Source organism: Nonomuraea fuscirosea (assembly GCF_035917475.1).
GTDB lineage: Bacteria > Actinomycetota > Actinomycetes > Streptosporangiales > Streptosporangiaceae > Nonomuraea > Nonomuraea fuscirosea.
The window spans coordinates 6514617-6539735 of record NZ_CP109074.1; the positions used below are offsets into that span (position 1 = coordinate 6514617).

General features: G+C 66.3%; 30 protein-coding genes, 1 tRNA gene and 2 pseudogenes. 7 read left to right on the forward strand and 26 right to left on the reverse strand.

The features are described from left to right. Positions 1–12: 12 nt before the first annotated feature. Positions 13–1302 carry a preprotein translocase subunit SecY gene (secY, locus tag OIE67_RS29790; protein ID WP_326626631.1) on the reverse strand — a complete coding sequence of 430 codons (1290 nt, stop codon included), beginning with the start codon at positions 1300–1302 and terminating at the stop codon, positions 13–15. Between the two features lie 133 nt (positions 1303–1435). Here secY and OIE67_RS29795 point away from each other — a divergent pair, with 133 nt between their 5' ends. Beyond that, positions 1436–2029, forward strand: a complete 594-nt coding sequence (locus OIE67_RS29795; RefSeq protein ID WP_326626633.1) for an AAA family ATPase — start codon at positions 1436–1438, stop codon at positions 2027–2029. On the opposite strand, the gene OIE67_RS29800 is transcribed toward OIE67_RS29795, so the two are convergent. The 3 genes from OIE67_RS29800 to OIE67_RS29810 form a co-directional block, all read right to left on the reverse strand. After that, positions 2026–2805 (reverse strand): putative hydro-lyase, encoded by a 780-nt coding sequence (locus tag OIE67_RS29800; protein WP_326626635.1) that lies wholly within the window; start codon positions 2803–2805, stop codon positions 2026–2028. The genes OIE67_RS29795 and OIE67_RS29800 overlap by 4 nt on opposite strands. A gap of 87 nt (positions 2806–2892) precedes the next feature. Continuing rightward, positions 2893–3120: a hypothetical protein gene (locus tag OIE67_RS29805; RefSeq protein WP_326626637.1), complete on the reverse strand. Its 228-nt coding sequence runs from the start codon at positions 3118–3120 to the stop codon at positions 2893–2895. Positions 3121–3128: 8 nt separating this feature from the next. Then, the gene (locus OIE67_RS29810; RefSeq protein WP_106242362.1) at positions 3129–3353 is read right to left on the reverse strand and encodes a DUF6158 family protein; all 225 of its coding nucleotides are present in this window, start codon (positions 3351–3353) and stop codon (positions 3129–3131) included. Positions 3354–3449: 96 nt separating this feature from the next. Between OIE67_RS29810 and OIE67_RS29815 the strand changes: the two genes are divergently transcribed. After that, a complete protein-coding gene (locus tag OIE67_RS29815; RefSeq protein WP_106242360.1) occupies positions 3450–4382 on the forward strand; it encodes a LysR family transcriptional regulator in 933 nt (310 codons plus the stop codon). Positions 4383–4587: 205 nt separating this feature from the next. Then, positions 4588–4661, forward strand: a tRNA-Ile gene (locus OIE67_RS29820). 129 nt (positions 4662–4790) lie between these two features. Here the strand turns inward: OIE67_RS29820 and OIE67_RS29825 are convergent. The 14 genes from OIE67_RS29825 to OIE67_RS29890 form a co-directional block, all read right to left on the reverse strand. Continuing rightward, entirely contained in the window at positions 4791–6215 is a 1425-nt protein-coding gene (locus OIE67_RS29825) for a tyrosine-type recombinase/integrase (protein WP_326626641.1), read from the reverse strand. Next, positions 6215–6463, reverse strand: coding sequence for a helix-turn-helix transcriptional regulator (locus tag OIE67_RS29830; RefSeq protein ID WP_407674759.1), 249 nt, complete (start codon positions 6461–6463; stop codon positions 6215–6217). Before OIE67_RS29830 ends, OIE67_RS29825 begins: the two co-directional genes overlap by 1 nt. 130 nt (positions 6464–6593) lie before the next feature. Beyond that, a complete protein-coding gene (locus tag OIE67_RS29835; protein WP_326626645.1) occupies positions 6594–7766 on the reverse strand; it encodes a DUF3631 domain-containing protein in 1173 nt (390 codons plus the stop codon). Positions 7767–7786: 20 nt separating this feature from the next. Next, on the reverse strand, positions 7787–8689 hold the full coding sequence (locus OIE67_RS29840) for a bifunctional DNA primase/polymerase (RefSeq protein ID WP_326626647.1): 903 nt from the start codon (positions 8687–8689) through the stop codon (positions 7787–7789). Continuing rightward, positions 8686–9783 carry a DNA cytosine methyltransferase gene (locus OIE67_RS29845; RefSeq protein ID WP_326626649.1) on the reverse strand — a complete coding sequence of 366 codons (1098 nt, stop codon included), beginning with the start codon at positions 9781–9783 and terminating at the stop codon, positions 8686–8688. Before OIE67_RS29845 ends, OIE67_RS29840 begins: the two co-directional genes overlap by 4 nt. After that, positions 9780–10004, reverse strand: coding sequence for a hypothetical protein (locus OIE67_RS29850; protein ID WP_326626651.1), 225 nt, complete (start codon positions 10002–10004; stop codon positions 9780–9782). The genes OIE67_RS29845 and OIE67_RS29850 overlap by 4 nt, the downstream gene beginning before the upstream one ends. 97 nt (positions 10005–10101) lie before the next feature. Next, positions 10102–10569: a single-stranded DNA-binding protein gene (locus OIE67_RS29855; RefSeq protein WP_326626653.1), complete on the reverse strand. Its 468-nt coding sequence runs from the start codon at positions 10567–10569 to the stop codon at positions 10102–10104. 516 nt (positions 10570–11085) lie between these two features. Then, complete coding sequence (locus OIE67_RS29860; protein WP_326626655.1) at positions 11086–13395, reverse strand: cell division protein FtsK; 2310 nt, start codon at positions 13393–13395, stop codon at positions 11086–11088. A gap of 115 nt (positions 13396–13510) precedes the next feature. After that, positions 13511–14449, reverse strand: coding sequence for a hypothetical protein (locus tag OIE67_RS29865; RefSeq protein WP_326626657.1), 939 nt, complete (start codon positions 14447–14449; stop codon positions 13511–13513). Beyond that, positions 14446–14862: an RRQRL motif-containing zinc-binding protein gene (locus OIE67_RS29870; RefSeq protein WP_326626659.1), complete on the reverse strand. Its 417-nt coding sequence runs from the start codon at positions 14860–14862 to the stop codon at positions 14446–14448. The genes OIE67_RS29865 and OIE67_RS29870 overlap by 4 nt, the downstream gene beginning before the upstream one ends. Further along, a complete protein-coding gene (locus OIE67_RS29875) occupies positions 14862–15404 on the reverse strand; it encodes a hypothetical protein (RefSeq protein WP_326626661.1) in 543 nt (180 codons plus the stop codon). The genes OIE67_RS29870 and OIE67_RS29875 overlap by 1 nt, the downstream gene beginning before the upstream one ends. Next, positions 15404–15769, reverse strand: coding sequence for a WhiB family transcriptional regulator (locus OIE67_RS29880; RefSeq protein ID WP_326626663.1), 366 nt, complete (start codon positions 15767–15769; stop codon positions 15404–15406). The genes OIE67_RS29875 and OIE67_RS29880 overlap by 1 nt, the downstream gene beginning before the upstream one ends. An 83-nt stretch (positions 15770–15852) precedes the next feature. Continuing rightward, positions 15853–16032, reverse strand: coding sequence for a hypothetical protein (locus OIE67_RS29885; protein ID WP_326626664.1), 180 nt, complete (start codon positions 16030–16032; stop codon positions 15853–15855). 103 nt (positions 16033–16135) lie between these two features. Further along, entirely contained in the window at positions 16136–16273 is a 138-nt protein-coding gene (locus OIE67_RS29890; RefSeq protein ID WP_326626667.1) for a hypothetical protein, read from the reverse strand. A 282-nt stretch (positions 16274–16555) separates the two neighbouring features. Here OIE67_RS29890 and OIE67_RS29895 point away from each other — a divergent pair, with 282 nt between their 5' ends. Together OIE67_RS29895 and OIE67_RS29900 are read left to right on the forward strand one after the other, a co-directional pair. Next, entirely contained in the window at positions 16556–17395 is an 840-nt protein-coding gene (locus OIE67_RS29895; protein WP_326626669.1) for a GntR family transcriptional regulator, read from the forward strand. Then, on the forward strand, positions 17392–18096 hold the full coding sequence (locus OIE67_RS29900) for an HAD family hydrolase (protein ID WP_326626670.1): 705 nt from the start codon (positions 17392–17394) through the stop codon (positions 18094–18096). Before OIE67_RS29895 ends, OIE67_RS29900 begins: the two co-directional genes overlap by 4 nt. Positions 18097–18102: 6 nt before the next feature. Here the strand turns inward: OIE67_RS29900 and OIE67_RS29905 are convergent, their stop codons facing one another. The 7 genes and pseudogenes from OIE67_RS29905 to OIE67_RS29935 all read right to left on the reverse strand — a co-directional run bounded on the left by OIE67_RS29905 (position 18103) and on the right by OIE67_RS29935 (position 23643). Beyond that, positions 18103–19026, reverse strand: coding sequence for an HNH endonuclease (locus OIE67_RS29905; protein WP_326626672.1), 924 nt, complete (start codon positions 19024–19026; stop codon positions 18103–18105). Between the two features lie 48 nt (positions 19027–19074). Further along, positions 19075–19830, reverse strand: a complete 756-nt coding sequence (locus OIE67_RS29910) for an HNH endonuclease (protein ID WP_326626674.1) — start codon at positions 19828–19830, stop codon at positions 19075–19077. 168 nt (positions 19831–19998) lie between these two features. Next, a pseudogene (locus tag OIE67_RS29915) lies at positions 19999–20152 on the reverse strand (IS5/IS1182 family transposase); the annotation flags it as partial. Positions 20153–20232: 80 nt separating this feature from the next. Further along, complete coding sequence (locus OIE67_RS29920) at positions 20233–20760, reverse strand: HEPN domain-containing protein (RefSeq protein ID WP_326626676.1); 528 nt, start codon at positions 20758–20760, stop codon at positions 20233–20235. Positions 20761–20767: 7 nt separating this feature from the next. Continuing rightward, complete coding sequence (locus OIE67_RS29925; RefSeq protein ID WP_326626678.1) at positions 20768–21946, reverse strand: DUF262 domain-containing protein; 1179 nt, start codon at positions 21944–21946, stop codon at positions 20768–20770. A gap of 859 nt (positions 21947–22805) precedes the next feature. Beyond that, complete coding sequence (locus tag OIE67_RS29930; RefSeq protein ID WP_326626680.1) at positions 22806–23018, reverse strand: hypothetical protein; 213 nt, start codon at positions 23016–23018, stop codon at positions 22806–22808. Between the two features lie 64 nt (positions 23019–23082). After that, positions 23083–23643 carry a helix-turn-helix domain-containing protein gene (locus tag OIE67_RS29935; protein WP_326626682.1) on the reverse strand — a complete coding sequence of 187 codons (561 nt, stop codon included), beginning with the start codon at positions 23641–23643 and terminating at the stop codon, positions 23083–23085. A 60-nt stretch (positions 23644–23703) separates the two neighbouring features. Between OIE67_RS29935 and OIE67_RS29940 the strand changes: the two genes are divergently transcribed. Both OIE67_RS29940 and OIE67_RS55785 read left to right on the forward strand, forming a co-directional pair. After that, the gene (locus OIE67_RS29940) at positions 23704–24129 is read left to right on the forward strand and encodes a site-specific integrase (protein ID WP_326626684.1); all 426 of its coding nucleotides are present in this window, start codon (positions 23704–23706) and stop codon (positions 24127–24129) included. Between the two features lie 123 nt (positions 24130–24252). Further along, positions 24253–24417 (forward strand): annotated as a pseudogene (locus OIE67_RS55785) (IS701 family transposase); the annotation flags it as partial. 44 nt (positions 24418–24461) lie between these two features. On the opposite strand, the gene OIE67_RS29950 reads toward OIE67_RS55785, so the two are convergent. Further along, a complete protein-coding gene (locus OIE67_RS29950; protein ID WP_326626686.1) occupies positions 24462–25088 on the reverse strand; it encodes a CGNR zinc finger domain-containing protein in 627 nt (208 codons plus the stop codon). Positions 25089–25119 lie beyond the last annotated feature (31 nt).

The following is a 25119-nucleotide window of genomic DNA, read 5'->3' on the forward strand; positions in this document are numbered from 1 at the left end:
ACCCACGGGTGGTTATTTCAGGAAACCCTCGTAGTTGCGCTGCTGAAGCTGGGATTCGATCTGCTTCACCGTGTCCAGCCCCACCCCCACCATGATCAGCACACTCGTCCCGCCGAACGGAAAGTTCTGCTGCGTCCCCGGATCCCGCAGGATCGCGAACGCCACCAGCGGCAGCAGCGCCAGCACCCCCAGATACACCGCCCCAGGCGCGGTCAACCGCGACAGCACGTACGCCAGGTACTCGGCCGTCGGCCGCCCGGGCCGGATCCCCGGCACGAATCCCCCGTACCGGCGGATGTTGTCGGCCACCTCCACCGGGTTGAACGTGATCGCGACGTAGAAGTAGGCGAACGCCGCGATGAGCAGCACGTACACCGTCATGTAGAGCGGATGCGACCCCGCGGTCAGGTTGAGCTCCACCCACGCCCGCGCCTCGGGCCCGAGCAGCGGCGCGGCGAGCGTCGGCAGGTACAGCAGGGACGAGGTGAAGATGACCGGCACGATCCCCGCCTGGTTCACCTTCATCGGGATGTACGTGCCCCGCCCCCCGTACATCCGCCGCCCCACCATCCGCTTGGCGTAACTGACCGGGACCCGCCGCTGCGCCTGCTCGACGAACACCACGGCCGCCACCAGGACCAGCCCGGACAGAATCATGACCACGAAGCTGAACGGGCTGAGCACGAAGATCTTCGACATGTACGCCGGAAAGACGGCCACGACCTGCGTGAACATCAGCAGGGACATGCCGTTCCCGATCCCGCGCTCGGTGATCAGCTCGCCCAGCCACATGACCGCGCAGGTCCCGGCCACCATGGTCACGACGATCACCGCCACGGCGAGCAGCCCGTCGTCGCGCAGCAGCGGCCGGGAGCAGCCGGGCAGGAGCTGCCCCGCGCGGGCCAGCGTGACGACCGTGCCGGCGTTGAGCACGGCCAGGCCGACGGTCAGGTAGCGGGTGTACTCGGTGATCTTGGCCTGCCCGCGCGAGCCCTCCTTCCTGAGCGCGTCCAGGCGGGGCACCACGACGGCGAGGAGCTGCATGACGATGCTGGCGGTGATGTACGGCATGACGCCCAGCGCGAACACCGACAGGTGCAGCATGGCGCCCCCGCTGAGCAGCTGCACCATGTCGAACAGGCCGCCGGAGGCCGAGCCCGCGCACTCACGCACGGCCACCACGTCGACGCCCGGCGCGGGCATCACCTGCCCCAGCCGGAACAGCCCGATGAGTGCGAGCGTGAACAGGAGTTTCCCGCGCAGTTCCGGCACCCGGAACGCCCTGGTCAAGACGGTCAGCATGAGCAAGGAGTCTGGCCGCCGCGACGCCGGGGGTCGTCCGCCGGAACGAGGCACCGGCGTACGCGGATCCGCGTACCCCGCAGGAGGCGGCGCCGCGTACCCGGATCCGCGCGGCCCGGGCTACGGTGATCGCGTGAGCACTGTGTGGGTGATCAGCGGGCCGCCGGGCGCGGGCAAGTCCACGGTCGCGGCCGAGCTGCTCGCCCGCCTGTCGCCCGTACCGGCCCTGCTCGACAAGGACACCGTCTACGGCGGCCTGGTGGCGGAGGTGCTGCGCGCGCACGGCCGTCCGGACGGCGAACGCGAGGGCCCCTGGTACGACGAGCACGTCAAACACCACGAATACGACGGGCTGACCGCACTCGCCCGCCAGATCCGCGGCCACGGCTGCCCGGTCGCGCTGGACGGCCCGTTCACCACGCAGGTGCACGACCCGGCCCGGTGGGCGCGGTGGGTGGCGGAGCTGGGCGGGCCGCCGGTCCGGCTGCTGTGGGTCCGCTCGGACGGCCCGACGCTGCGCGAACGCCTGACGGCCAGGGGGCTGAGCAGGGACGCGGGCAAACTGGCCGCGTTCGAGGACTATCTGCGCGCCATCCGGGTGGACGAACCGCCGGTCGTACCGCACCTGGAGATCGACAACCGGCGAGACGCGCCGGCGATCGCCCGCCAGCTCACGGCGGCGGGCATACCGCCGCCGAGCACCTCGGACAGCCGGAGAACAGGCTAGATCACCAGAAAATCATCGTCACGAGCATCGGTGATCGCCATGTGCCCCGGCAGGTGCCCGATCGCGAACTCGACCCCACTGGCCAGCACCGCAGCCTGCGGCGTCACCCCGCACGCCCAGAACAGCGGCACCTCTCCCGCCCGTACCTCCACCGGATCGCCGTAGTCCGGCTTGCTCAGATCGCGGATCCCGATCGCGGCCGGATCGCCCGCGTGGACGGGCGCGCCGTGCACCATCGGATAGCGCCCGCTCACCTCGACCGCGGTCGGCACCAGGGCCTCGGGCACCGGCCGCATCGACACGACCAGCGGCCCCGACAGGCTGCCGGTCGCCTCGCAGGGCAGGCTGGTGACGTACATCGGCACGTTCGTCCCCGCCTCCAGATGCCGCACCGGCACCCCCGCCGCGAGCAACGCCCGCTCGAAGGTGAAGCTGCAGCCGATGAGGAACGGCACCAGGTCCTCGCGCCACTCCGCCACCACGTCGCCGAGGTCGGCCACCGCCGCGCCGTCCCGGTAGAGGCGGTAGCCGGGCAGGTCGGTACGCAGGTCACCGGAGAACAGGCCGGTGGACCAGGCTCCCGGCTCCCCCACGTCGAGCACCGGGCACGCCTGGGGGTTGCGATGGGCGAATAGCAGCAGCTCGTACCGCAGCCGCCTCGGCACGGCGATGAGGTTGGCCTGCGCGTAGCCACGGCACCAGCCGGCGGTGGGCACCCGCTCACCACCGCGGAAGCGCTCCCGCGCCTGCGCCGGGCTCAGTTCGGCGACGTCCACCTTCTGACATTAAGAGCACAGCGTGCCCCGGTCCACCACCCGGCAGCGGGTCGCGCACCCGTCTTGACGCGGTCCTTCTGAAAAGGCCTAATAGTCGACCTCGAACGTGTGCTGCCCGAGGGCGTAACCGTCGCCCCGCGGCACCACGTACCCATGCCCGACCAGTCGTTCGAGACTCTCCCTGACCTCCTCCTCCGTCAGCCCGCAGGCCCGGACCACCGCGCCGAGCCCCGTGCCGCCGGACTCCACCGTCTGCGACGCCACGGCCTCGTAGACGTGGATGTCCACGTCCGACAGCGCCTGTACGTCATGCACCTCGGCCATCATCGCTGCCTCGCTCCCTCCCTCAGCCGCGCGGGATCGACCTCACGATCCGGGACGCGGCGCAGGTATTCGGCTTCGAGCTCGTTCGTCCGCGACGTGTGGTGGGCGAGCGCGTCGTCCGAGCCGTGGAAAAAGGTGTCGCTCCGCGTGGCGTGCAACTGGCGCAGCTCGCGCAGCAGATCATCGTCGCTGAGCTGGGCCGGATCTATTCCCATCGTCGTCATGGGCTCCCCCTACCCCAGGAAGCTCCGAACAATATCTGTCACATTTCCTGACATAGAGGCATTGTCTGTAAGACAACGCCGCCTTACCTTCCCGTTATGGACCTCGAGCTCAGGCACCTCAGGATCGTCCGCGCGGTCGCGGACGCGGGAAGTGTGAGCAAGGCCGCGTCCCTGCTCGGGCTGGCACAACCGGCCCTGACCGCGCAGCTCAAGCGCATCGAGAGGCTGCTCGGCGGCACCCTCTTCGAACGCGACCGCCACGGCGCCAGGCCCACCCGCCTCGGCGAACTCGTGCTCGCCAGGGCACGTGTGCTCCTTCCCGCGGCCAAGGAGCTGCAGGACGAAGCCGTACGCTTCGCACACACCCCCTCGCCCGGATTCCGCATAGGCGCCACCAACGGGCCGATACTCGGCGGCCTCGTCGACCGGCTCGCCACGGAACGCAAGGTCAGCACGTACACCTCCTGGTCGGCCCGCGAACTGAACGGCATGGTCGAACTCGGCCGCCTCGACTACGTGCTGACCGGCGCCTGCGGCGACTCCGGCACCCCCACCGGCACCCTGCTGTGGGAGACGATCAGCCTCGACCCGGTCTTCTGCCTGGTCCGGGACGCCCATCCGGTGGCCAAGGAGAAGGAGGTCGAACTGGCGGACCTCGCCGACGAACAGTGGGCGGTGACGCCGGGCGACGGCTGCTTCGCCGACTGCTTCGCGATGGCCTGCGCACGGTCCGGCTTCACCCCCGGCACCATCTACGAAACGGACGTACCGACCTGCGTCCACCTCGCCCAGGTCGGCCGCGCCGTCGTCCTCTGCCAGGCCACCCACCAGGCGGCCCAGGGCCTCACCATGATCCCCCTCGCCGGCGCCCCGCTCCGCTGGCGCCAGCTCCTCGGCCGCCACCCCACCGCCCCCGAAGCCGCCTGGGTCGTGGCCCAGGCCAAACAGGCCCACATGGACGCCGTACGCCGCAGCCCGGTCTACTCGGACTGGCTGGTCCGCAACCCCGGCTACGGCACCGCCCCTTGACCCGCGGCGAGTGCGAGCCGCGCCCCCGTACTCGCCGCCCCTCCCCCGCCTGAGATCGACTCCCGCTCCACCGACGGCGGCAGACGTGGAATGATGTCGGCGGAGACCCTTCTCCCATCCAGCGGGCACCGCTATCGCATCCGATGCTCTAGCCTTAGCTTGCGCGGGGTGGCATGATCCTCTCGTCGTCGTACAACTCAATCCAGGGGCGGTAGCTCAGCCGGTCAGAGCATCGGACTCATAATCCGTGGGTCGTGGGTTCAAGTCCCACCCGCCCTACTTCTCCGGAACAGCCGAAACCCCCGCCTGACCTGCACTTCCATGCAGAGACGGGGGCTTGCCGTGTCCGGCTATCTACGGCTGATGCCGAGCGTTTGCGAGTGGCTCTCCCCAATGCCTCCCCCACGATCACGGGTCGCGCTGGTCGTCCCTCAGCGCCTGGTCGATGCGCTGTCTCGCGACCGCGTCCTGGCCGACGACGCACTTGGCATAGATCCTGAGCAGGACTTCCACGCTGTGACCTGCCCATTCGGCCACCTGCGTTGCCGGTACTCCCGCGTTGAGCCAGGTCGAGACGCAGGCGTGACGCAAGTCGTAGATCCTCCTGGCCAGCGGCGACTGTGCTTCCTGCTTGGTCAGAGCCTTCTCTCTGGCTTTGGCCCACACGCGCCGATATGTGATGCCGGGCAGCTCACCGCCGCGCACACCGGTGAACAGCCTGTCTCCAGGGCCGGTGCCGAACTCCGCGAGGTGGGCGCGGAGTATCCGGGTGAGGGCGGGCGGGCAGGGTACGGTGCGCGTCTCGCCGTCGGCGCGGTGCTTAAGGGCGCGTTCCTCGCGCAGGCTGCCGTCGTCGGTCCACTCGCGGCCGGCGAAGGGCGCGGCTCCAGCGAGGTGGAGTTCTCCCCAATCGTCGGCGGGTTCCTCCAACTCTCCTGTTTCCGGATTCGTCACCAGCTCGGGAAGGGTGACGTTGTCTCCAGCGAGTTTGACCACTTCTTCGGGGCGTAGGCCGGCGTAGTAGATGATGGCGAAGAACGCGACCAGGCGCCTTCCACTGGGTTTCTGCGCTGCTACCTCAGCGAGAAGGCGGCGAGCTTGCGCGTGATTGACGACGCTCCGCTTGTCCACCTCATAGGTGACCCTAGGCGGCTTCCACCTAAGAGCCTTGATCGGGTTGGCGTCCAGAAGCTTCAGCTCTACGGCGTAATCGAGGGCGTTCTGAAGGATGGTCTTGTGTCGGCGGATCGTGCTCGTGGCGGCCGGCTTGCCGTTCAGACGCGAGGTAGCCGCGTCGAGCAACGCACGCACGACTGCGGCCTCGGCGAGTGCGGAAACCGGATGAGTGTTCTTGGACAGCCACGCAAGCACCTCGGCTGTTTCCTCGGACGCCTCAGCGCGCTGCTTGGTGTTGAATCCCCACCGACGCATGGCCGTGCGCAGGTCGAGATCGGCAGGCTTGCCCTTGCTACTCGCGAACATGGCGGGGGTTGCTGCGGTGAGGGCGCGGGCGATGTCTTGCCGGTATTTCGCCGAGGCCGCTTTCCACTTGAAATCGGCGAACTTGCAGGCGAAGTCGTACCAGCTCATTTCGGGGCGCTTGGCTCGGTTCCACGAAACCGGCTCGCCGGTGAGCAGACTGAACGGTTCCCCCTCACGTGCGGCGATCAGCAGCTTGCTGCGGTAGGCGTCGGCCTGAGCGCTCTTCTGGAACGTGCTTCTCCAGCGCTTGCCGCCGGTGGCCCATTCGACGCGGTAGGAGGTGACCTTGCCGGCGGCGTTCTTGCGCGCCTCGGTCTTGTAGATGCGGACGCTGTAGGTGGTGTCCTCCATCAGGCGGCGTCCTCTCGGGCGTTCAGCCAGGCGTCGAGGTCGGTGCGGCGGACGCGAAGGGAGCCGTTGGGCAGAGTGATGCAGCGCGGGGCGCGGCCCTTCTGTCGCCAGTCGTAGAAGGTGGATCGGGAAATCTGGAGTTCGGTGCAGACCTCGGGAACGGTGAGCATCGCGGGCAAGCGGGTGACGGTGGCCATGGCGGCGCGTTCCTTCCGGGTGTGGCGTGATCGGAAAGGGGGGTTCGGCACCCTCGGCGGTCGTGCTTGGCGGCTTGTCGCCGAGGGGCCGATGACATGTCGGGAGGGGGTAGCCGTTTCAACCCGTTACAGCCGTAACATCGCAGCTCAGGGCCGAAACGGCTTGTTGTGGTGTTACGGGTTAAGCCGTAACAGGGTCGGAAGCCGTATCGCCTTGACCTGCGGTGTTACGACTGTTACGGCTGTAGCGGCTGCCCCTCTCCAGATGCAGAACGTCGGCCTCTGGAGCGGGGTCGAGGGTTGGGCAGTAGCGCGCCCACGCGTCGGCGAAGTCGCCTCGGCGGTAGCCCCTCAGCGGACCCTCGGGGAAGCGAATCGCGGCCGGGCGGATGTCGTATTCGCGCAGCATCGTGCCGAGTCGGATGGGTGTCAGGCCGGCCGGTCCGTGCTCGTTCCATTCGCCCTCGGGGTCGGCCTTGAGGCGTTCCAGGAGGACGGCGGTGGGCAGCGCGTTGTCGGCGCCGAATGCGGCGCGGCAGGCGGCCAGCAGCCGCACGCGCGCCGATGCATGGTCGTTGTCGTCGGCCTCGGCGGTGAGGGCCAGGGCGGCGGTGCGGGCGCGCTCGGGCCAGGTAGCGCCGGCGTAGTCGGCGACGATGACCAGGGGTTCCCAGGTGTCGGCTGCGCGGTCTTCCACGGGCATGGCGGGTTCAGCCTCCTCCAGGGTGGCCAGGTCGGCGCGGAGCCACCGGTTGAGGTCGGCGGCCAGGTCGCGCAGCGGTGTGCGGTCGCGGCGGTGCCGATAAGGCGCGGCGGTTTCGCCGGGTGCCCGGCGGCGCATGCGGACGACGACGGCGCGGTCTTCGATGGTGTCGGGCATGGCGCCGATGCCGGCGAGGGCGGCCATGGCGAAGGTCGGAATGCTCTCCACGCGGTTGGTGGCCGCGTCGTAGCGTTTGGCCGGCCGGTTGCGCTGGTGACCGGCATTCAGCAGGCCGCGTAGGTCTTCGTTGCCGTCTGCTTTGGGGCCGAAGATGGTGTCGGCTTCGTCCACGAGCATGGTGGGCGGATCGTCGGTGATGGAGCGGTAGACGGCGGCGCTGGAGGAGTTGACGGTGATGAACGGGCTGTGGCAGGTGGCCTCCACGATGTCGAGTAGCCGGGACTTGCCGCACCGCTTCTCCGGGCCGCGGATGACCAGGCGGGGCGCGTGTGCCCACGCGGGTTGGGCGTGGGTGGCTGCGATCCACAGGGTGACGGCGTCGGCGGCCTCCGGGGCTGGCAGGATGACGTAGCGGGTCAGGGCGGCGCGAAGCCGGTCTAGGAGCTGTGCGCCGGTCGGGTGATGGGTCATGGTGCCTCCCATGCGTGGATTCAGACGGTGGCCAGGTGGCGAGGTCGGCGGGCGCCGTGCCGCAACCCGGACTCGATGGTTCGGATGACTTCGCTGCGGGATAGTCCGAGGTCGCCCCCTCCCTGTTCAAGCAGCTCTTTGACGGGCTGTTCGGGGAGCGCGCCGCCGGCGATGAGTTCGCCGAGGGCGGCGGCGGCGCCGAACAGGGAACGGTTGCGCTGGCCGGGTTGGGCGGCGGCCAGGTGCGCAAGCTCGCGGTCCAGGGCCGCGCGCAGGTAGGCGGAATGGCGGTCATCGGCGATGGGGACGTGTACGGGCCTCTTGGCCGGTATCAGGGCGGGTTTGAGCAGCTTGAACAGGGAGGGGGGCAGCGGGGCGGGCGCGGTGGCGTGCTGCACGGTGTAGCGGCCGGTGCCGTCCGGAAGGGTGACGGTGCTGCCGGGGGCGACGACGTAGCCGCCCCAGGCGCGGGTGTCGATCAGCCACCCAAGGCCGCCGTTGGTGCTCGGGAGCCGGACGCCGGGCGGGGCGGTGTAGTACAGGTGCAAGCCGCCGCGCCGGGTGCGCACCTGCAAGGTCTCCCACTCGATCGGGACGCCGGCGCGCTGGCACAGGAGCGCGAACACGTCGGCGCCGTCGATGACGCCGGGCAGGTCCCATTCTCGGGGCGGGCGTTGGCCGGGCTTGGGCGTGTCCAGATCGATCACGACCAGGCCGGCGGGGCCGGTGGCGATGCCGACGTTGAAGGGCGCGTGCCGCCACCATGCGCGGATGCGCTCGGGGTCACGAGTGGCACGGGACTCCCAGTCGGTGAAGCCGCGCGGGGGCGCCTTGTCCCCCACGGCGATCGGGAAGACCGGCCAGCCTCGGGCGGCGGCTCCCAGCGCGGTAGCGGTCGTGTCATGACGGTGTGGTGTGGTCATGCGGCGATCTCCTCGCGTGAGCCGAGGGTGAAGGGCATGAGGTGGTCGGGGAGGAGGTCGGCCACGGCGACGGCACCCTGGCGCGGAAGCACGCCGTTGCCGAGTAGGCGCAACTGGCCGTTGCGGGAGATGCCGGGCACGTCGGTCACCCATCCGGCGGGCAGACCCATCAGCCATTCCGAGAAGCGTGGGCTCAGCCGAGGTTTTCCACGTCGTCCAGGCTCAACTGGCCAGGGCGCCGCGCGACCGCACGTCGCTTCCCAGCGGACGACGGCCGGGGCGTAAGGTCCCCAGTCGATATCGCTTCCGCTACCCCCGGCAGGAGCAGGTCTCCGCGGTTGTTCACCTTGTTGCCCGCTCCATTGCGCGTCGTCGGCGTCGGCAGCAGAGCTCCGCTGGAGGCCAGACGATTCAGGGAGGGACGCACCGTTGCGCCGGGGCTGGCGCTCTGATTGCTGCCATAGGAACTCGCGGTGGGCGTGGGCAGCAGCTCGCACACCTCCGCTGCCAGGCAGAGCCCGTGCTTGCCCGCACGCTGGGAAGGGGTGCGCCTGGTCTGCCGGTTCTCCCGTTCCGACGCACGTGGCGTCGGCAGCAGGCCAGGCAAGGCAGAACCAGCGCCAGCGCTCATGGGCGGCGCCGACGTCGCACGCGGGGAGACATGTCCAGTTCGCATCGAACCCGAGGCTGGCAAGGTCAGCGAGGACGACGTCAAGACCAGGTCGCCGAGTAACGATGGCCCGCACGTTTTCCAGCACGAGCAAGCGGGGTCGTAGCGTAGCGACGGCGGTGGCGATGGTGTGCCAGAGGCCACTGCGTGTTCCTTCCTTGATTCCCGCGCCACGGCCGGCGTAGGAGAGGTCTTGGCAGGGGAACCCGGCGGTCAGCACGTCGGGAGCCGGGACGGTGCCCCAGTCGATGCCGGTCAGATCGCCGAGGTTGGGCACTCTGGGGAAGCGGTGCGCGAGCACCCGCGCGGCGTCGTCGTCGTTGTCGGCGACCCATAGCAGGCGCGTGTCGAGCACGGCGGCCACGGCCATGTCCAGCCCGCCGTAGCCTGAGCACATCGACGCGGCGGTGAGCTGGCCGGTCATGCCGCACGCCTCTCGGCGGCGGCCTGGAGGGCGGTGGTCATCGCCTGTTCCAGACAGACCTTGTGGACCGGGCGTCGGTCGTCGTCAAGCAGGAAGCTCAGCCGGTGGCAGAAGCGGCAGGGACGCCGGCGTCCCTCGCCCCAGTGCTCGCGTTGCTTGTGCCAGTCCAGGGAAACGCGCCCCTGGTAGATCCGGTGGCCGGTGTTGGGGGTGGCTGTCATGCTGGCAGGTGCCTTCCTCTTGGTGTGATCGGAGAAGGGCGCGCGGCCTCGGCGGTTGTGCTTGGCGGCTTGTCGCCGAGGCCGCGCCGTGCGGCGGCTAGAACGGCGGTTCGTCGCCCTGCCACGGGCCGCCGGCGTTGGCGGGGGTGACGCTGGCCCACGGGTCGGCGGGTGCGCCACCATGGCCGCTGCCGCCGGTGCGGGCGGCCTTCTGCGGTTTGGCGGTGGCGAACCGCAGCGACGGGCCGATCTCGTCCACGGTCATCTCCGTGACGGTGCGCTTGTCGCCGTCGCTGGTCTCGTAGGTGCGCATGCGCAGCCGGCCGGAGGCGATGACGCGGGTGCCTCGGGTGAGCGATTCGGCGACGTGCTCGCCGAGGTCGCGCCACGCGCTACAGCGCATGAACAGGACCTCGCCGTCCTTCCACTGTTCGACGCTCTTGTCGTAGGTGCGGGCGCTGGAGGCGATGGTGAAGCTCGCCACGGCGGTGCCGGTCTGGGTGAAGTTCAGCTTCGGGTCGTCGGTCAGGTTGCCGATGATGGTGATCGTGGTTTCGCCGGACATGGCGGGTCTTCCTTCCATGCGGGTTGTGGCAGACGCGGCACTGTGACGCCCTGAAAGCGCCTTAGAGCCCGTTGGATCTTTGTCCTGATGTCTTAACAAGCGAGATGAGAGTCGATCCCGCCAGAGGGCCTCTCAGGCCCTTGCTTCCGCCTTGGGTTAGCGGGTGCCGTCGTGGTGAAGGCGGCGGAGGTGGACGTAGAGCTGCCAGCCAAGGCGGGGCCGCATGCCGGTGCCGTCGCAGGCGCGGCAGGTGCGGTTCTTGCCGCCGGGGGCGCAGCGTCGGCAGGTGCCCCACGGGGAGGCGTAGCACCAGCATGCGTAACTGAGAGTGATGGTTGGTAGGCAGACGACTAGCAGGGCGATGACGGTAGCCAAGGGGGTCTCCGAGCTGGTTTCCTGGGGTTGTCGCAGGTCGGGCGCTAGACGCTAGTGCCCTGGTAGATCGCGGATTGGGACGCTAGGAGGGGTGCTAGGTCTAGCAGGGCAGGCCGCTAGACCTAGCGGGAGATCACCGGGCTACGAAGCCGCTCCACGGCTACGCTCCGCTACCTCTTCGCGGATGATGCCGCGCCGGTTCGCGCCCTTGCCGTCCGCCGTGGTGCCCCACACCTGGACGGTCTTGATGCCGTGCGGCTTGAGCATCGCGGTGAGCTGTTCGACCTCCCACCCGTCGTAGACGTCGGGCCGCAGCTCGGCCAGGCGGGCGATGACGGTCTCGTTCCAGACCTTGGCCTCGGACGCGCCGACCACGGCCAGGATGTCAGCCAGCAGGTCATGGCTCGGTGCGGTCTGTTCGGGCTTCTCGCCGAGGGCGTGACCCGACAGGGTGCCAGCGGCCTGGCGCAGCGCGTAGGCGCGATCGGCGATGAGCTGGGTTTGCGGGGTGTCGAGGTAGGCGGACTTGACCACCTTGGGCATAGGCGTCGCGCCGATCAGGTAGCCGGTGCCGGCGTCGGTCTCGGACACGAACACCGTGGCGCGGATGCCGTTCTTGTACGCCGAGGTGCCGAGGATCATGTCGTTCTCGGTCTGGCCGGCCACCTTCAGGCAGAACCGGATGGACACGTTCGCGGAGATGCCGGTGGGAAGGCTGTCCTTGTCCGGGCGCTGGGTGGCCAGGATCAGCACCACGCCGAGGGCGCGCCCCAATTTGATGATGAATTCGGCATCCTCGCCCGCCTTTGCCCCGTACGTCGGGTGGGCGAACAGGTTCTGGCACTCGTCGAAGATGGCCACCAGCGGGTGCAGCCCGAGGGAGCGCTTATCGGCGATCTGCCGGGTGACGCGCTTGTCCGGGCACAGGTCGCTCGGCAGCGACTTCAGCGCGGCGGCGCGGCGCATGACCTCTTTGCGCAGCAGGGTGAGCGAGTCGGCGGCGTAGGCGATGGCCTCGTCCTCGATGCCGGAGACGTAGCGGTGGCAGACCTTCTCGTACGGGTCGAGGTCGCCGGTGCCCTTCAACTCGTGGAACCAGCCCTCGGCGGTGGGGTCGAGCACCACGCCGGCGGCCAGCTCGCGCACGGTGGCGGTCTTGCCCTGGCCGGGCAGCGAGCCGATCAGCACGTTGTGCTGAATGAGCGGCACCGTGACGGCGCGGCCTCGTGGGTCGTTGCCGAGCGGGACACCCTTGAACACGTCATGGCCGGTGGCCTTGAGCAGGGGCGATTTGACGATGGTCTTGGACAGGTCCTTGTCTCCGACCCACAGGATCAGCCGACCCTCGTGGATGGAGGAGTCGCCCTCGGGCCAGATGCAGCCCAGCGGGCGGCGCAGCGCCCCGGACATGCGGTCGCGCTTGTCGAGCACGTCGCCCACGGTCACGCCGTAAGGCAGGTCCAGATCGGCGCGCCAGCCGGGGCCATCGCGGGTGATCGGGGCGACGAACCGGATCGCCTCCTTGGGGTTCTTGGACATGGCTTGGGTGATGCCGGCGATGCCGAGAGAGGTCAGCGCGCGGATGACGATGTCGCTGGTCAGCTTCTCCACGGTGGAGGCCAGCACGGCGCGTTCGATCAGCGGACGGTCGGCGGGCTTGCCGAGGATGCCGAGGGCGGCCAGCGCCACGGCGAGCGCGCTCCACTGCACGGCGGCCGGCTGGTTGGCCACGATGATGGCCGTGATCAGCAGCGTGACCAGCACGACCAGCGCGACCGGGACGCGCAGCCGGACGCGGGAGTCGCGCTGTCGCGACAGCTTCAGGTACGCCTCGGGGTCGCCCTTGCGGACGGTGGCCACCCGTACCGGCTCGCCTTCCAGGTCGAACGTCCAGCGCACCATGCCGCCGACCAGCCGGGCTAGGCCGCGCGGGGAGCGCAGGGCCAGCCGGCCGGCGTACATCGGGGTGCGGGTGGCCTGGTAGGCGGCGACGTGGGCGTAGTGCTTGCCGAGCCAGTTCAGGGTTTGCAGCGCCTCGGCGCGCGAGCACAGCCACAGCGGCACGACCGGGCGGCGGGTGCTCAGCTTGCCTTCCAGCTCGGCGCGCCAGTCGCGGCGCTCGCCTCCCGGCTGGTCCACCCGGATGACCTGGCCTTCCAGGCTCGGGTCAGCGGTGGCCGGGGCGGGGCTGGTCGGCTCCAGGTCGTCGGGACGGTAGGGGTGGCGGCCGGCGCGGGCGGCGTCCAGGTGGACGATGTCCGCGCCCTTGCCGTCGCCCTGCCCGCCGTCCTGCCCGCCGTCCTCACCGGCAGGCTCGCCGGGGTCGGGGGCCGGTGCCACCTGGTCGGCGATCCACCGGTTGATGTCATCGACGTCGTGTCCATCCTGGTCCGTCCAGGACGGACGGGGCGGCTCGGGCTGGTCGGCGGGGACGTGCGGGTCATGCGTCATGATGGGATCACCTCGTGTGCGTTGCAGCGGGCGGGGTGGCAGGGTGCGGCCGACGTCTTGGCGGATGAGGCCGCACCCTGCGCGTTTGCGGAGTGGTGAAGGCTCGCGTTGGTCATCACGCGGCCTCCTGTGCGAGGGCGTCACGCACGGCGCGGGCGTCGTCCATGCCGCACCGCAGCGCTCGCTGAATCTTGTTGGCGCTCGGCGCGGCGGGCAGGTCGCCGGCGGCGATCAGGGTGTGTGCGCGTGCGATCAGCGGGGCTACGTTCGCGCTGTACGTAGGGCCGGTAAGCCCGCCGGTCGGCCCTCGGGTGGGGTCGAGCCGGGCGAACGCGGCCAGGATGATCGGCAGCGCGGTGACGATGGCCACGGCCACGATCGGCCCCAGCACATGCAGCACCAGACGCGACAGCGAGAAGTCGGTGCCGTCCGGCAGCGTCCAGGGCAGGTACGGCCAGGCGTTCATGCCGAGCGTCAAGCCGAGGAACAGGTACTCGATCCGGATCAGCTTGCGATCGTTGAGCGGCTGACCTTGCGTGCCGAGGTAGGCGCGAGCGCCGACGACGACCAACAGGGCCAGCGACATGAACGGTTCGACCAGCCAGGCGAACATCCAGCCGGGCGACCACGCCTCGGCGCCCTCGGCGGCGAAGTGCTGCACGCCGGCGGTGGACCAGGCCAAAGCCAGCGTCAGCGCCACCATCGCCGCACCGACCAGAAGCCGCCGCATGCGAGTGGCCTGCCAGGCGCGCATCGCCGGGTCCTGGCCCAAAAGGTGCAGACGGGCGGCCTCGTGCGCCTTCTTGCGGCGCTTGCGCACCTTGGCCGTGTCCAGCAGCAGCGGCGTGTCGTCGGTCTGAAGCTCGGCGAGCTGCCGCGCCTCGGCGACCTCGGCGCGCAACTGCCGTACCCGCCGGGTCTGTCCAACGTCGTCCGGCTCGGCCGGTGGCGGGGGCGCGGGCGGCGCGGGTTCGGTCAGGTGGCGTTCGATCTCGGCCAGCGCGCGGGAGATGTCCTCCGGGCTCGGCTCAGGTGTCGGGGTGGTGGTGCTCATGCTGCTTGCCTCCAATCGGATCTGTCGGTGCGGGTGGCGGCTTCCTCGGCGCAATCGAGGCAGATGCCCAAATGGCGCGGCAGCACGTAGCCGACATCACGCAGGCACTCGGGGCAGGTACGGCGGGCGGCGTTGGCTTTGCCGAGGGCGGCGCGCTGCCGCGCGGTCGGGGTGCGCTTGGGCAGGGCGAAGCGCACGTCGTAGAGGTAGGCGGCGCGGATGCCGCCGGGAGCGTTGTAGCGGCGGGAGCGCCACAGCACTTGGGCCTGCACGCCCTGCCCGCCGGGCCGCAAGCCCTCGGCGGTGAGCTGCCGCAGCGTGAGCAGGTGCGGCGGGGCCATCTTCCACGGGTAGGTGGGGATGCCGTACCGACTACCGGTCGGGTCCCAGAACGCGGCGCGGATACGCGACATCACGCCACCTCCAGCACGGCGGCGGTGTAGAAGTCGAGCACGTGGGCGGCGAAGTAGCGCACCACGTCGGTCAGGATCGGCTCGCCGAGAGTGGCCAGCCACCAGTCCGGTTCAGTGTCCTCCGGCATGCCCATCGCGTCGCGCAGGTCGGTGAACGTGCCGGTGCGGATGCGGGTCGGCATGCCGTAGCCGTCCGTCAGCGTGGCGGTCAGGCGGTCGCGGTCGTGGCAACCGCGGATGTCGAGGAACCGGCCGGCCGGGGTGATGACACCGACGTGTGTCCACTCCCAGCCGTCCTCACGCCGGCGTTCGACCAGGCCGTAGGACCAGCCGGTCACCTCGTGCAGCGCAGCCGCTAAGAGCCAGCAGTAGCCCCACGCGAAGAACTCGTCGGCGTCATCGTCGATCACGCCGGGACGCAGCACGGCGCAGGTGAGGCCGCGCCGCGTGGTGGGCTTGGACGGCCAGAACTCCACGCCGATCTGGTCGAACGGGCGGCCGGCGGCGGCCTTGTCCAGATGCGGGTATCGGGTCGTGTTCATCACGCCACCTCCACGCCGGCCGGGTCAGCGGCACGTGCGCGCATGGCCTCGTACAGCTCGCTGATCTGGGCGTGGGTGTCGATCTCGGCAGCGGTGCGGCCGGCCCAGATGCCGAAACTCGGGCGGGCGTCGAGGGCGTACCGGTCGCACAGCGCGCGGGCCGGGCAGGTCGCGCACACCTCGCGCGCCACGGCCTCACGGGCGGCGCGCTCGGCGCTCGTCTCGACGGCCAGGTCAGGGCCGGTGTGCAGTTCCGGGTCGTAGGTGCATTCGGGCAGCGGCGGGTCGGCATCGCCGCCCCACAGCGTTTCAATCTCGGCGAGCGTCATGCGGGCCGGGTGGATCGACAGGTTCGGAGGAACCATGATGGTGGTGCTCCTTTGGGAGTCGAGCGGGGGCGGCTCAGGTCTTGGCGGATGAGGGCCGCCCCCCAGCGAGCGAGAAGGGGTCAGTTGCTGACGGCTTTGATGAACTTGGCGAACTGCTGCGCGCCGGTCACGATGGCCTCGAAAGCCCACTTGACGGCGGTGGCCGCGCCGGGCGGGTCGGTGAAGAGGTAGATGACGAAGCCGATCAGGAACAGCGTCGGCAGGAACCGGCCGACGCTCTTGGCAGGCTGCATCTGCATGGGAAGCTCCCTCGGGGTGTAGGTGGCCGGCGAAGCAGCCGGAGTGCCCCGGCAGGGAGTCGAACCCTGCCTACGACCATCGGGGCGGACGTGCGCGAAGGTGCTACTTGCTGTTGCGGATGGTGTTGACCTCGCTCAGGAACGCCTCGGCCTGGTCCGGCTCCATGAAGGAGGCGAAGTCCTCCAGGTCGGTCTGGTCCAGGCGATCCACGGCAGCGAGGGTGCGAGCGAAGAACCTCATGTCGTCTCCTCGAACAGAGATCGACAGCAGGGCGTCTTCCCTGCTGGAGCCGCCTTTTTCGGTGGGAGGCGGTGGCCCTATATGCAGTTGTCTGAGTGACGTGTGCTCCAGCCCGTCGGCGTGCGGCTTGCGCCGCCTTCCCATGTCTTCCGGCTGTGCAGGCTGTCCAACATGCCTAGGCAGGTTGTACAAGCACCATGCTTACTGGCCTGCCTAGCCATGTCAAGAGACATGCTTAAGTTGCCTAGGAATGTTGACCAGGTAGCGGCTAGGCTGTAGGGCATGCAACTCGACCCGGATGACCCGCGTCCGCCATATCTGCAGGTAGCCCACCAGTTGAGGGCAGCGATCCTCACGCGGAAGTTCGCCCCTGGCGACAAGCTTCCATCCGGCCCTGAGCTGGCCAAGAACTTCGGCGTTGCCCGCATGACCGTTCAGCAGGCCATCCGCCAACTCCGCGATGAAGGGCTCGTGGTCACAAGGCAGGGAAGCGGTGTGTTCGTCCGGGAACGGACCGCGCGCCCCGTCGGCCTGCGTCCGCATATTGAGCAGGCGTTCAAGCGCTCAGAAGTCTCGATTGAGTTCGCCGGCTTCTCTGGGGAGACGCTCCACGGCGCGATTCAAGAGCCACTCGACAACATCCGCGCCGGCAAACTCGTTCCCGAGAGCATCAACGTCCGCATCCTAATTCCGGACACATCTCGGTCGTGGTCGCTGCCGTGCCGCGTAGACGACCTTGAAGACGAGCCCCTGTTCCGGAAGCGTGCAGAGCGGATCACCTCTCGCCACGCTCAGGCCATCGTGGAGTCTGTACAGGAACTTAAGGACCTCGGCCTTGTCGCATCCGCCTCAGCCGAGGTGCGCATCTGTGGAGAACCGCCCCGCTTCAAGCTCTACGTGATCAATGGCGAAGAAGCGTTCTTCGGCTTCTATCCCGTCACCAAACACACCGTTGCTCTCGGCGGAGAACCGCAGGCCATCTATGACCTGATGGGCAAGGATGCGGAACTGTTCCACTTCGCTCTGAGCGACGGAGAGGACTCCGCGTCCGGTCAGTTCGTCATACAGTCGCGCGCTTGGTTCGACAGCGTATGGAACACAGTCGCGCGAGAGTCAGTGTGACGGCGCACACCGGACCGCTCGCCGTACAGGATGCGATGCGGAAAGCTGAGTGTGTTCTGCTCGACTTCGACGGCCCTATCTGTGACATTTTCGCGGGACTACCCGCGCCGCGAGTCGCGGCCTCACTGCGCGTCTTCCTTGCTAAGCAAAATGTCGAGATCCCGCCAGAGGTCGAAGCCATTGACGATCCGCTGGCGATTTTCCGGTTCAGTGGGCAACTCGGGCCAGACATGAGCCGCATCACGCGAGATATGTTGACAAGGCTCGAAGTCGAGGCGGTCCAGACGGCGCGTCCGACCCCGGGGGCTACCGATGTCATCCAGCAGTCGAAACGTCTTGGCAAGGCCATTGCAGTGGTCAGCAACAATTCGACCATGGCAGTAACGGCCTATCTCCAGCGAACTCATCTTGGGAAAGCGATCGACTATGTGTCAGGGCGCGTCGATCCAGATCCGAATCTCATGAAGCCAAACCCGCGCTTGGTGCGTCACGCGCTCGAACGGCTTACCGTCATTCCTTCATCGAGCGTGCTCGTAGGCGACTCTGAGACTGACATGGAGGTGTGCAGGGCAACAGGCGTTGTCGCGGTCGGTTATGCCAACCGGCCCGGCAAAGCGTCTCTACTTGAAGCGGCGGGCGCTGACTACATCGTGACCAGCATGTCGGATTTGCTCGTAACTGACTCCACAGAGACGCACTGAGAGCCCCTAGGCCGGATACCATCTCTCATACAGACGCCCAGGCTCTGTTCCTTTATGCCGCTTCTTGTTGTTGCAAGCATCGCACAACAATTGCAAGTTAGTGACATCATTGAGGCCGCCTTTAGCGAGCGGAATAATATGATCAAAGTTCGCATGATTGATAGGCGTGTGCAGAGTTCCGAGCTGGCGGTGACAATATACGCACCTGCCCCGATCTCTGAACTCAACGGCTCGTTTGGCCCAGGCTGGTGGTGTTGCTCGTTTGAGTTTAGAACCGGCTCTTGTATGTTCGAATAGCTTCTGAATCTCCGGCTCCTCGCTGTAGGCTGCATCTTGCACGTATCCCGCCAGCAGGCCGTGCAGATTAGCTAAAAAAGAGCGGTTGCTAAACATCACGAAGAAAACTTCTTCTGAGGTTCGGTCTAGAAGGTCGCCTATATATCCACACAGATTCAGCTCGTTCCAGTACTCCAAATACTCGTCCGACAAGCGTCCGCACTCAGTGCATCTGTGATCGTCACAGCTACGAAAATGCCTTAGCACGGCGGGGGCAATCTCGGAGAGATTACTTTCTTTGCGGAACTCAACGAAGGTGGGGTACTCGATTTCATACGCTTCGCAAGCCGCCTCTATGGGCAACACCCACATAGCCTCATCGGCGATAGATGCATCCGGAAACTTTTGGATCGCACTTTCTACCAGGGTTTCCTTGTCGTAGTAGTATTGCCAGAGCACACTCCCTGCAAAGCGATGTACGGCGCTCTCTTTCTGGAAGGCTGGAAGGTATGGGCGGATGCCCTGATCGGCAAATATTTCTTCCAGATCATGAAGGTATGCAAACCGATTGGCAGCAATCTGATCTATCAAGTGAGCTAGCAGATATATGCGATGGTATCGCCCCTCCAGTAGCTCTTTCCCTAACTTTTTCATTCAAGCTCCTCCGTGTAGATTTGCGTGTTTCCAGTTCCTCATCCATACCTAGGCGTGGCGCTCTCCCTTGATAAGCTTGCGCAAGTCGGATGGGGTGAGCCACGGAGCTGATCGATGGATCATCCGGTGACAGTTGGAGCATATCAATGCCAGATCGGCAAGCTTGGTTGTAACGGGCCCTGACACATGGAGGGGAACTATGTGATGGCATTCAATGTAGCCCGCCCCAAGCGGGCCATAAGTGCGCCCGAAATCGAATGAGCATACTTCGCACGCAACCGCACCACCGCTACCCTGCACCGACTTGATCTTTGCTGCCCGCAGTTTGGGATTACGTTCCCTGGCTACATGTTGTCGAAGTAGCAGGCGACCTTCTGGAGCGCTGACGCCATGTTCGTCTTCGTCCTCTACGGGAGGCAGGTCGAGCAATGCGCCGCTTTTTAGCCCTATGCGGATCGCTTCCGCTGCTGCATGCATCTCGGCAGGACGCTCGATGAAGGCATGCAGAACCATCCTGTCGAGCTTGTTGCCGTTCGTCTGCTTACCCGTATAGTCCGGGTGCTGAGTGGCAATATCCCAGGTCTTCCGAGCCACGCCGACCGGATTCCGGAACGTGCTACTACGGACTTCGGGCGGGTGCAGGGGACCTAGCTGCAATAGCTTCGATAGCTCCTGCACGTTGGGATGGTCAGGCCGGAGTCCTCGCCATGCGTGGGAGCGCACAAGATCGCACGCCAAAACAATCTCGTCCCATTGCCACGCGGGGTTGCTTTGCCGGCCACTCGTGCCGCTTGCGATCGTCACACGCCGCAGAGTACTCCTCGCCTACGACAGTAACGGGGAGATAAGAAGGCATCTGGTCATTGGAGCCGCGGAGGTGCGGACTTGCTACGCCTCACGCCCTGCCTTCTCGGACACCACCCACCGTCGGTGGTCCTTCATCCTGAGCACGCGCGAGGTTGCCTTGCCGGGGTCCAGGATGGCGTAGGCCACCCGACCGGACACCTAAGGCGGCGTGGACACCGTCGGCGAGCATGGCGAGCAGGTCGGCCGCCTCGCGGACGTAGCGCCGGGCGGTGCTGGTGCCGATGGCGAAGCCCGCGGCCAGACGCGCATAGGTGTCGCCAACCGGGTCCCGGCGCCGCCCTTGCTGACCTGCGCGATCAGGCTGGAAAGCTTCTGTCTTCAGAAGTGAATTAGCGCAGCTCAAGAAGGATCAAAATCAAGCTTAAGCAGCTCAGGAAGCCTACTTACAAAATGGTCGCCTTCAACGTATAGACCATAGACCTCGTCGAGCGTTTTCTCTAGAACGAAGTTCACATAATTGTTGTGCACCATCTGATTTCTGAGGTCGCCGATCTCCAAGAAGGCGCGAATCTGAGCTGCCAGCACCGAATCTTCTCGACAATACGCTTTCATTCCTTCCTTGAAGTCGTTGCCGAAAAGCGCCCAGAAGGTATTAGCATTTCTGGCATCCCAGGTGAAAAGCGAATGATACTGCCTGCCAAGCGCCTTTTGGTCAATTATATGCAGGATCTTCAGATCTGATGCATGTTCCCGGACGTGGTCTCGCAGAATATCGCTAACCCTGTGCTCGAACTCACTCGCTGCCGCCAGGAGCAGGACCTTGGGAAGTGTCGTTTGCAGTGTTGCATGATAGGACACCTGCTGTTGGCCGGCTAGGTAGTCTAAGACATCCTGGTGATCAGAGTACATCCGCTCCACTGGCTTCATGAAGCCACTACCCGGCCAGCTCGGAGAGCTGCTTGTAAGTCTCTTCGAGCCGCTTTGTTACGTTGAGCGTCTTGGTTGATCCTTCCTGCGTCCATTGGGTGAAGTCTCTGCTTTTACCAATACGCTCGACCCACTGCGGATTGATCTCGTTGAGCGACCGGCCAGCATCTCGAAGAGCAAGGGAGGCGACATAGATCGCTTCGAAGAGAAGCGGGCTGAATCTAGACGATCCTGCTTGGTATGTGCTTCGAGTGCACAGTCTGTTCAGACTCATGAACCATCGCCATTCGGAGGTGATCCGGGAAACCTTTGTTCCATCGTAGGATTTTGAGGATTTGCAGAACCGATTGACGAATGCCGTCATCGAACCTGCATACTTCTCTGTACCCTCACGGAGAGCTAGGCTACGCAGGATGACTTCGATATCTTTCATTCGCGAGTCCGGGTCTGCCGATCCGAGAAGTTCTCGCCATTTGGGTTCTTGATTCAGCTCGAACAGCGCATCAAAGAAATCCGAATGGTAAAGACTCGCCCGGATCTCTTGCGGATTCAGGTTGACGCCTCCGCTGTTCAGGCGATTGAACATCTCGAACATCGACGAATCATCATCGCTGGGACTCACTTGTTTGACGATGATATTCCTGATGGTGCGAAGATCAAACTGCCTCTTGTATTGACCCAGGGTGCTATAGGTCAAGCCAGAGAACTTATTCTTTTGCTGCCCGGGGAGGGTTGGGAGGCTGAGCTTGAACGCCTCGAAGTATTCATCGTTGTTGAGAATTTCTGACGAGATTCCTCCTTCGGCGTTGAAGAATTGCCGAAGAATGCTTCGCTTCTCCTTTCGCGGAAATCTCTCCTTCGCGAAAAAGAAGATGGTCATAAGTCTTTGCTGGCCATCGATGACAAGGAAATCGTTATTGCCTTCCTCATAAAGGAATACTTGAGGAACGGGCAGGCCCAAGATCAGCGACTCGACAAGCTTTGAGGCACGTCGGCGATCCCACACGTAGTTCCGCTGAAACGGCGGAATCTTGATAGCCCCTTCTTCGATGAAGCTATTGATCGTGCGCGTATTGAAGTCATTGGGCGACGATACGATTGAGTATTCGTCGATCTGCGCTGAACTCTCTTCCTCTTCCAGTTCCCCGGTGTCAACATTTGCGAGATCAGACTCCTGCTCAGACATCTTGAGATCGATCCTTCCGTGAGAGTTACGCAGGCGATATTCTAGCGCTAACGCTTGTTTTCGGCTGACGGCGTTATCGAAGTGAGAGGATTCTGGCCGGGGCAAACGCCGTGGGTTGCCTTCAAACGCCCAGGTCCTTCCATAACAGCACCTCGGACGACCCCCGCCGGGGCCTCCCTCCGGGACTTGCTGCCTGACGACCACCGCTGTGCATCGCGCTGGCGCCCGCTCGCGGGGACGGAAGACATAGACCTAGGGTGGCAGTAGAGAACGGCCTGAGTGCCCCTCAGCCTTGATCGTCCCCCAATACTTCCCCGGAATGAGTGCTCGCCTTGTAGACGATCAAGGATTTCCCAGGTCAGAGGCACACCGCTGTAGCGATGATGCTCTGCCTCATAATCCGTGGGTCGTGGGTTCAAGTCCCACCCGCCCTACTCTCCAAAATCGCGTTCGACCTGGGGTTTCTCCGTTCTCGCCGACCTCCGATGTTCGTTGTTGATCATGGTTGGTTGCTCGGTGGTTGCTCTTGTGTACGGACCGTGTACGGCGGTAGATCATTTAGACCGCCATCGTCAGTTCAGACCCCGATGACGACCATCAGAAGATCAAGCCAGAAGGACCTGCACGGACGCCGCTGGTCAGCGATGGCCTCATGCGCGGTCAAGTCTCGTCCAAGCCACCTCGCCGTGCTCACCAGGCATTTCTGACCAGCAGATAAAAGATCCGCTGCTTCTCGCAGGTGATCCCCTCGGCCCCGCTTGCCGGATGGGCTGGGGATTGATCGGCTGCATCACCTGTACGGCGCTGCGGACAAAACGCAGGCCCGCCGACGAGTCGGCGGGCCTGCGGGTTCGGTGGCTCAGGTGGTGGCGTCGCCGGTGTGGTTCGGCAGGGTGATCAGCCGCGCGGTGTGCGCGCCTGCGGCTGCGGTGTTGACGAGGGCGGCGGTGGATTCCGCGGCGGCGCGGGCCACTTCCGGGTAGACGCTGGTGTAGGTGTCGCGGGTGAAGGTGGAGGACACGTGGCCGAGGGTCTCCTGCACGACCTTCAGATCGACCCCGGCGGCCAGCATGAGCGAGGCCTGTACCGCTTCAAAACTCGTGCATGTGGTCTGAGCTGGTGCTTCTTCGGAACAGCTAGGCGAAGACCGTGTCGACGTGGAAGAAGTCACAGGCGAGCAGTCCCTTCGCTTGCAGCCGTAGAAACGTCCGCCAAGAGGTGTCGAAGGTTCGTGGCGCCGGACTGTGCCGGCGTGAACGCAGGATCCGCCGCACGGCCGCCGCACTGACCTGCAAACCGAGCCGAACCAGTTCACCGTGGACCCGCCGGTACCCCCACCTTGGGTTCTCACGGGCCAGGCGCAGGACCAGATCCCGGACCTCTTTGCTGGTTCCGGGACGGCCGGCGCGGCGGGGGTAGGTCCAGGAGCGTTTGATCAAACGACGATGCCAGGCCAAGAGGGTACCTGGGGTGACCAGCCGAGGAGCGCGCAGCACCGACGGCAGGACACGGGCCAAGGCCGCCAAGAACACTCCATCGGCCCAGTCCGGCTTCGGCCGCACAACCTGACGCTGCAACACCGCAACCTCATGGCGGAGCACCATGATCTCGACATCCTTGAACGCCTGGCCACGCCCCAGCAACACCAGCCAGCCGAACACCCGGATCAAGGTCAGATACAACAGACGAACCGACACGAACTGCGATCTTGCCCGTAGGGCCTGTGGAGGTCAAAACCGCAGATCAAGCACCACGCAATGAGTTATGAAGCGGTACAGGCGCCCGCCGCTACGTCCAGCTCGCCGCCGGCCCCCGCGACAAAGCCCTCGCCCTACTTCGCCGGGCTACGCATATCCGAAGTCGTCGGCCTCGACCTGGCCGACGTCCGCCTCTCAGCCCGCAAGGGCGAATTGCGCGTCCGCGGCAAGGGCCGCGACGGCGGCAAGATCCGCCACCTGCCCCTCCACCCCGACCTGCGCCAAGCCCTCACCGACTGGCTGCAGGCCCGCACTGGCTGGAAGGGCGCCGGCACCACCGCGGTGTTCCTCAACCAGCGCGGCGGCCGCCTCAGCGACCGCGCCGCCCGCGACATCACCGGCCTCGGCGAGGCCTGCGGCATCAACGACGACCCCACCGAAGCCGACAAGCAAGCCGCCCTGGACGCCCTCATCACCGACCACTAGACCGTCGGCTGCTAGGCAAGCCGGGAACAAGCGGCGAGAACCCTCCCGGTGGTGCGTTCTTCCCTCGACGCGATGACGATAGCCACTCCTCAGCCTCGAATTCCTCACCGGCGACCTGCAGGGCTCGCGGTCTCCCGTGCCCATCAGATCACCACCGGCGTCGGCAAGATCCGCGCCGACGTGACCGCCGGCAAGGTTCCCCGATCCGGATGGCAGCGCCTGTCCTGCGGCCCTGGCGCCAAGGGTGAACGGCGCTACGACTGGGCCCTGATCGTCACCGACAGCCCCGCTGATTCGCCGCTCGCTCAGCAACCCCCGCCGACGCAGGCCGGTCAGCCGATCTGGGGCGAACCGGGGCGGCCACCCGGATCGAAGGCGACGCCGGCCGTCACCGTGTCGGATCGCCGCTGCCGATAGCTCCTCGCTTTGGCCTTGTTTCCGCAGGTGGCCATGTCGCACCAGCGGCCGGTCTTGTTTCTGGCGTGATCGTAGAAGGCCCATTGGCAGGCACGGTTGTCACAGACCTTGAGGCGTTCCCAGGCAGGGGTTCCCGCGTGCCCGGCGACGGCGGCGACGATGCGGCCCAGCGCGCGAGGTGCCCCAGAGCGGGTCGCGACCAACGTGACGGTCGCGTCCGGGGAGATCTCGACCTGCAGCGGGGCGGCCGACTGGGCGGCCGCGTTGAAGGACTGCGCGGCGCGGGCGGCGCGGCCGGGCTCGGAGCGCTCGCTCAGCAGGGAGCGGATCGCCTCACGTAGCTCGCGGGTCCGCAGGACGTCGTCATGAGCCACGGTCTCGTCGTGGCCGAGAAGTTCGTGTTCGCGGAGCCACCTCGTCAGAGAGCCGACCTCGTCGAACTCTTCGAGGCCGGCTTCCAGATCTCGCGTATTGAGAAAGAGCCGGAGCGTCTCCAAGCCATCCGGAGCCACGTCGGGCTTACCCCTCTGCTCGCTCGTCATTATGGACACCCCATCTACGCCGTCACCGTTC

Coding starts and splice junctions, on each gene's coding strand:
- OIE67_RS29940 (WP_326626684.1), top strand. CDS start 23,704: ATGAGTTATGAAGCGGTACAGGCGCCCGCCGCTACGTCCAGCTCGCCG.
- OIE67_RS29930 (WP_326626680.1), bottom strand. CDS start 23,018: ATGCTGGCCGCCGGGGTCGATCTGAAGGTCGTGCAGGAGACCCTCGGC.
- OIE67_RS29880 (WP_326626663.1), bottom strand. CDS start 15,769: ATGGTTCCTCCGAACCTGTCGATCCACCCGGCCCGCATGACGCTCGCC.
- OIE67_RS29895 (WP_326626669.1), top strand. CDS start 16,556: ATGCAACTCGACCCGGATGACCCGCGTCCGCCATATCTGCAGGTAGCC.
- OIE67_RS29840 (WP_326626647.1), bottom strand. CDS start 8,689: ATGACCACACCACACCGTCATGACACGACCGCTACCGCGCTGGGAGCC.
- OIE67_RS29950 (WP_326626686.1), bottom strand. CDS start 25,088: ATGACGAGCGAGCAGAGGGGTAAGCCCGACGTGGCTCCGGATGGCTTG.
- OIE67_RS29845 (WP_326626649.1), bottom strand. CDS start 9,783: ATGACCGGCCAGCTCACCGCCGCGTCGATGTGCTCAGGCTACGGCGGG.
- OIE67_RS29815 (WP_106242360.1), top strand. CDS start 3,450: ATGGACCTCGAGCTCAGGCACCTCAGGATCGTCCGCGCGGTCGCGGAC.
- OIE67_RS29810 (WP_106242362.1), bottom strand. CDS start 3,353: ATGACGACGATGGGAATAGATCCGGCCCAGCTCAGCGACGATGATCTG.
- OIE67_RS29875 (WP_326626661.1), bottom strand. CDS start 15,404: ATGAACACGACCCGATACCCGCATCTGGACAAGGCCGCCGCCGGCCGC.
- OIE67_RS29860 (WP_326626655.1), bottom strand. CDS start 13,395: ATGACGCATGACCCGCACGTCCCCGCCGACCAGCCCGAGCCGCCCCGT.
- OIE67_RS29835 (WP_326626645.1), bottom strand. CDS start 7,766: ATGACCCATCACCCGACCGGCGCACAGCTCCTAGACCGGCTTCGCGCC.
- OIE67_RS29825 (WP_326626641.1), bottom strand. CDS start 6,215: ATGGAGGACACCACCTACAGCGTCCGCATCTACAAGACCGAGGCGCGC.
- OIE67_RS29925 (WP_326626678.1), bottom strand. CDS start 21,946: ATGTCTGAGCAGGAGTCTGATCTCGCAAATGTTGACACCGGGGAACTG.
- OIE67_RS29905 (WP_326626672.1), bottom strand. CDS start 19,026: ATGAAAAAGTTAGGGAAAGAGCTACTGGAGGGGCGATACCATCGCATA.
- secY (WP_326626631.1), bottom strand. CDS start 1,302: ATGCTGACCGTCTTGACCAGGGCGTTCCGGGTGCCGGAACTGCGCGGG.
- OIE67_RS29890 (WP_326626667.1), bottom strand. CDS start 16,273: ATGAGGTTCTTCGCTCGCACCCTCGCTGCCGTGGATCGCCTGGACCAG.
- OIE67_RS29865 (WP_326626657.1), bottom strand. CDS start 14,449: ATGAGCACCACCACCCCGACACCTGAGCCGAGCCCGGAGGACATCTCC.
- OIE67_RS29920 (WP_326626676.1), bottom strand. CDS start 20,760: ATGAAGCCAGTGGAGCGGATGTACTCTGATCACCAGGATGTCTTAGAC.
- OIE67_RS29870 (WP_326626659.1), bottom strand. CDS start 14,862: ATGTCGCGTATCCGCGCCGCGTTCTGGGACCCGACCGGTAGTCGGTAC.
- OIE67_RS29885 (WP_326626664.1), bottom strand. CDS start 16,032: ATGCAGATGCAGCCTGCCAAGAGCGTCGGCCGGTTCCTGCCGACGCTG.
- OIE67_RS29855 (WP_326626653.1), bottom strand. CDS start 10,569: ATGTCCGGCGAAACCACGATCACCATCATCGGCAACCTGACCGACGAC.
- OIE67_RS29850 (WP_326626651.1), bottom strand. CDS start 10,004: ATGACAGCCACCCCCAACACCGGCCACCGGATCTACCAGGGGCGCGTT.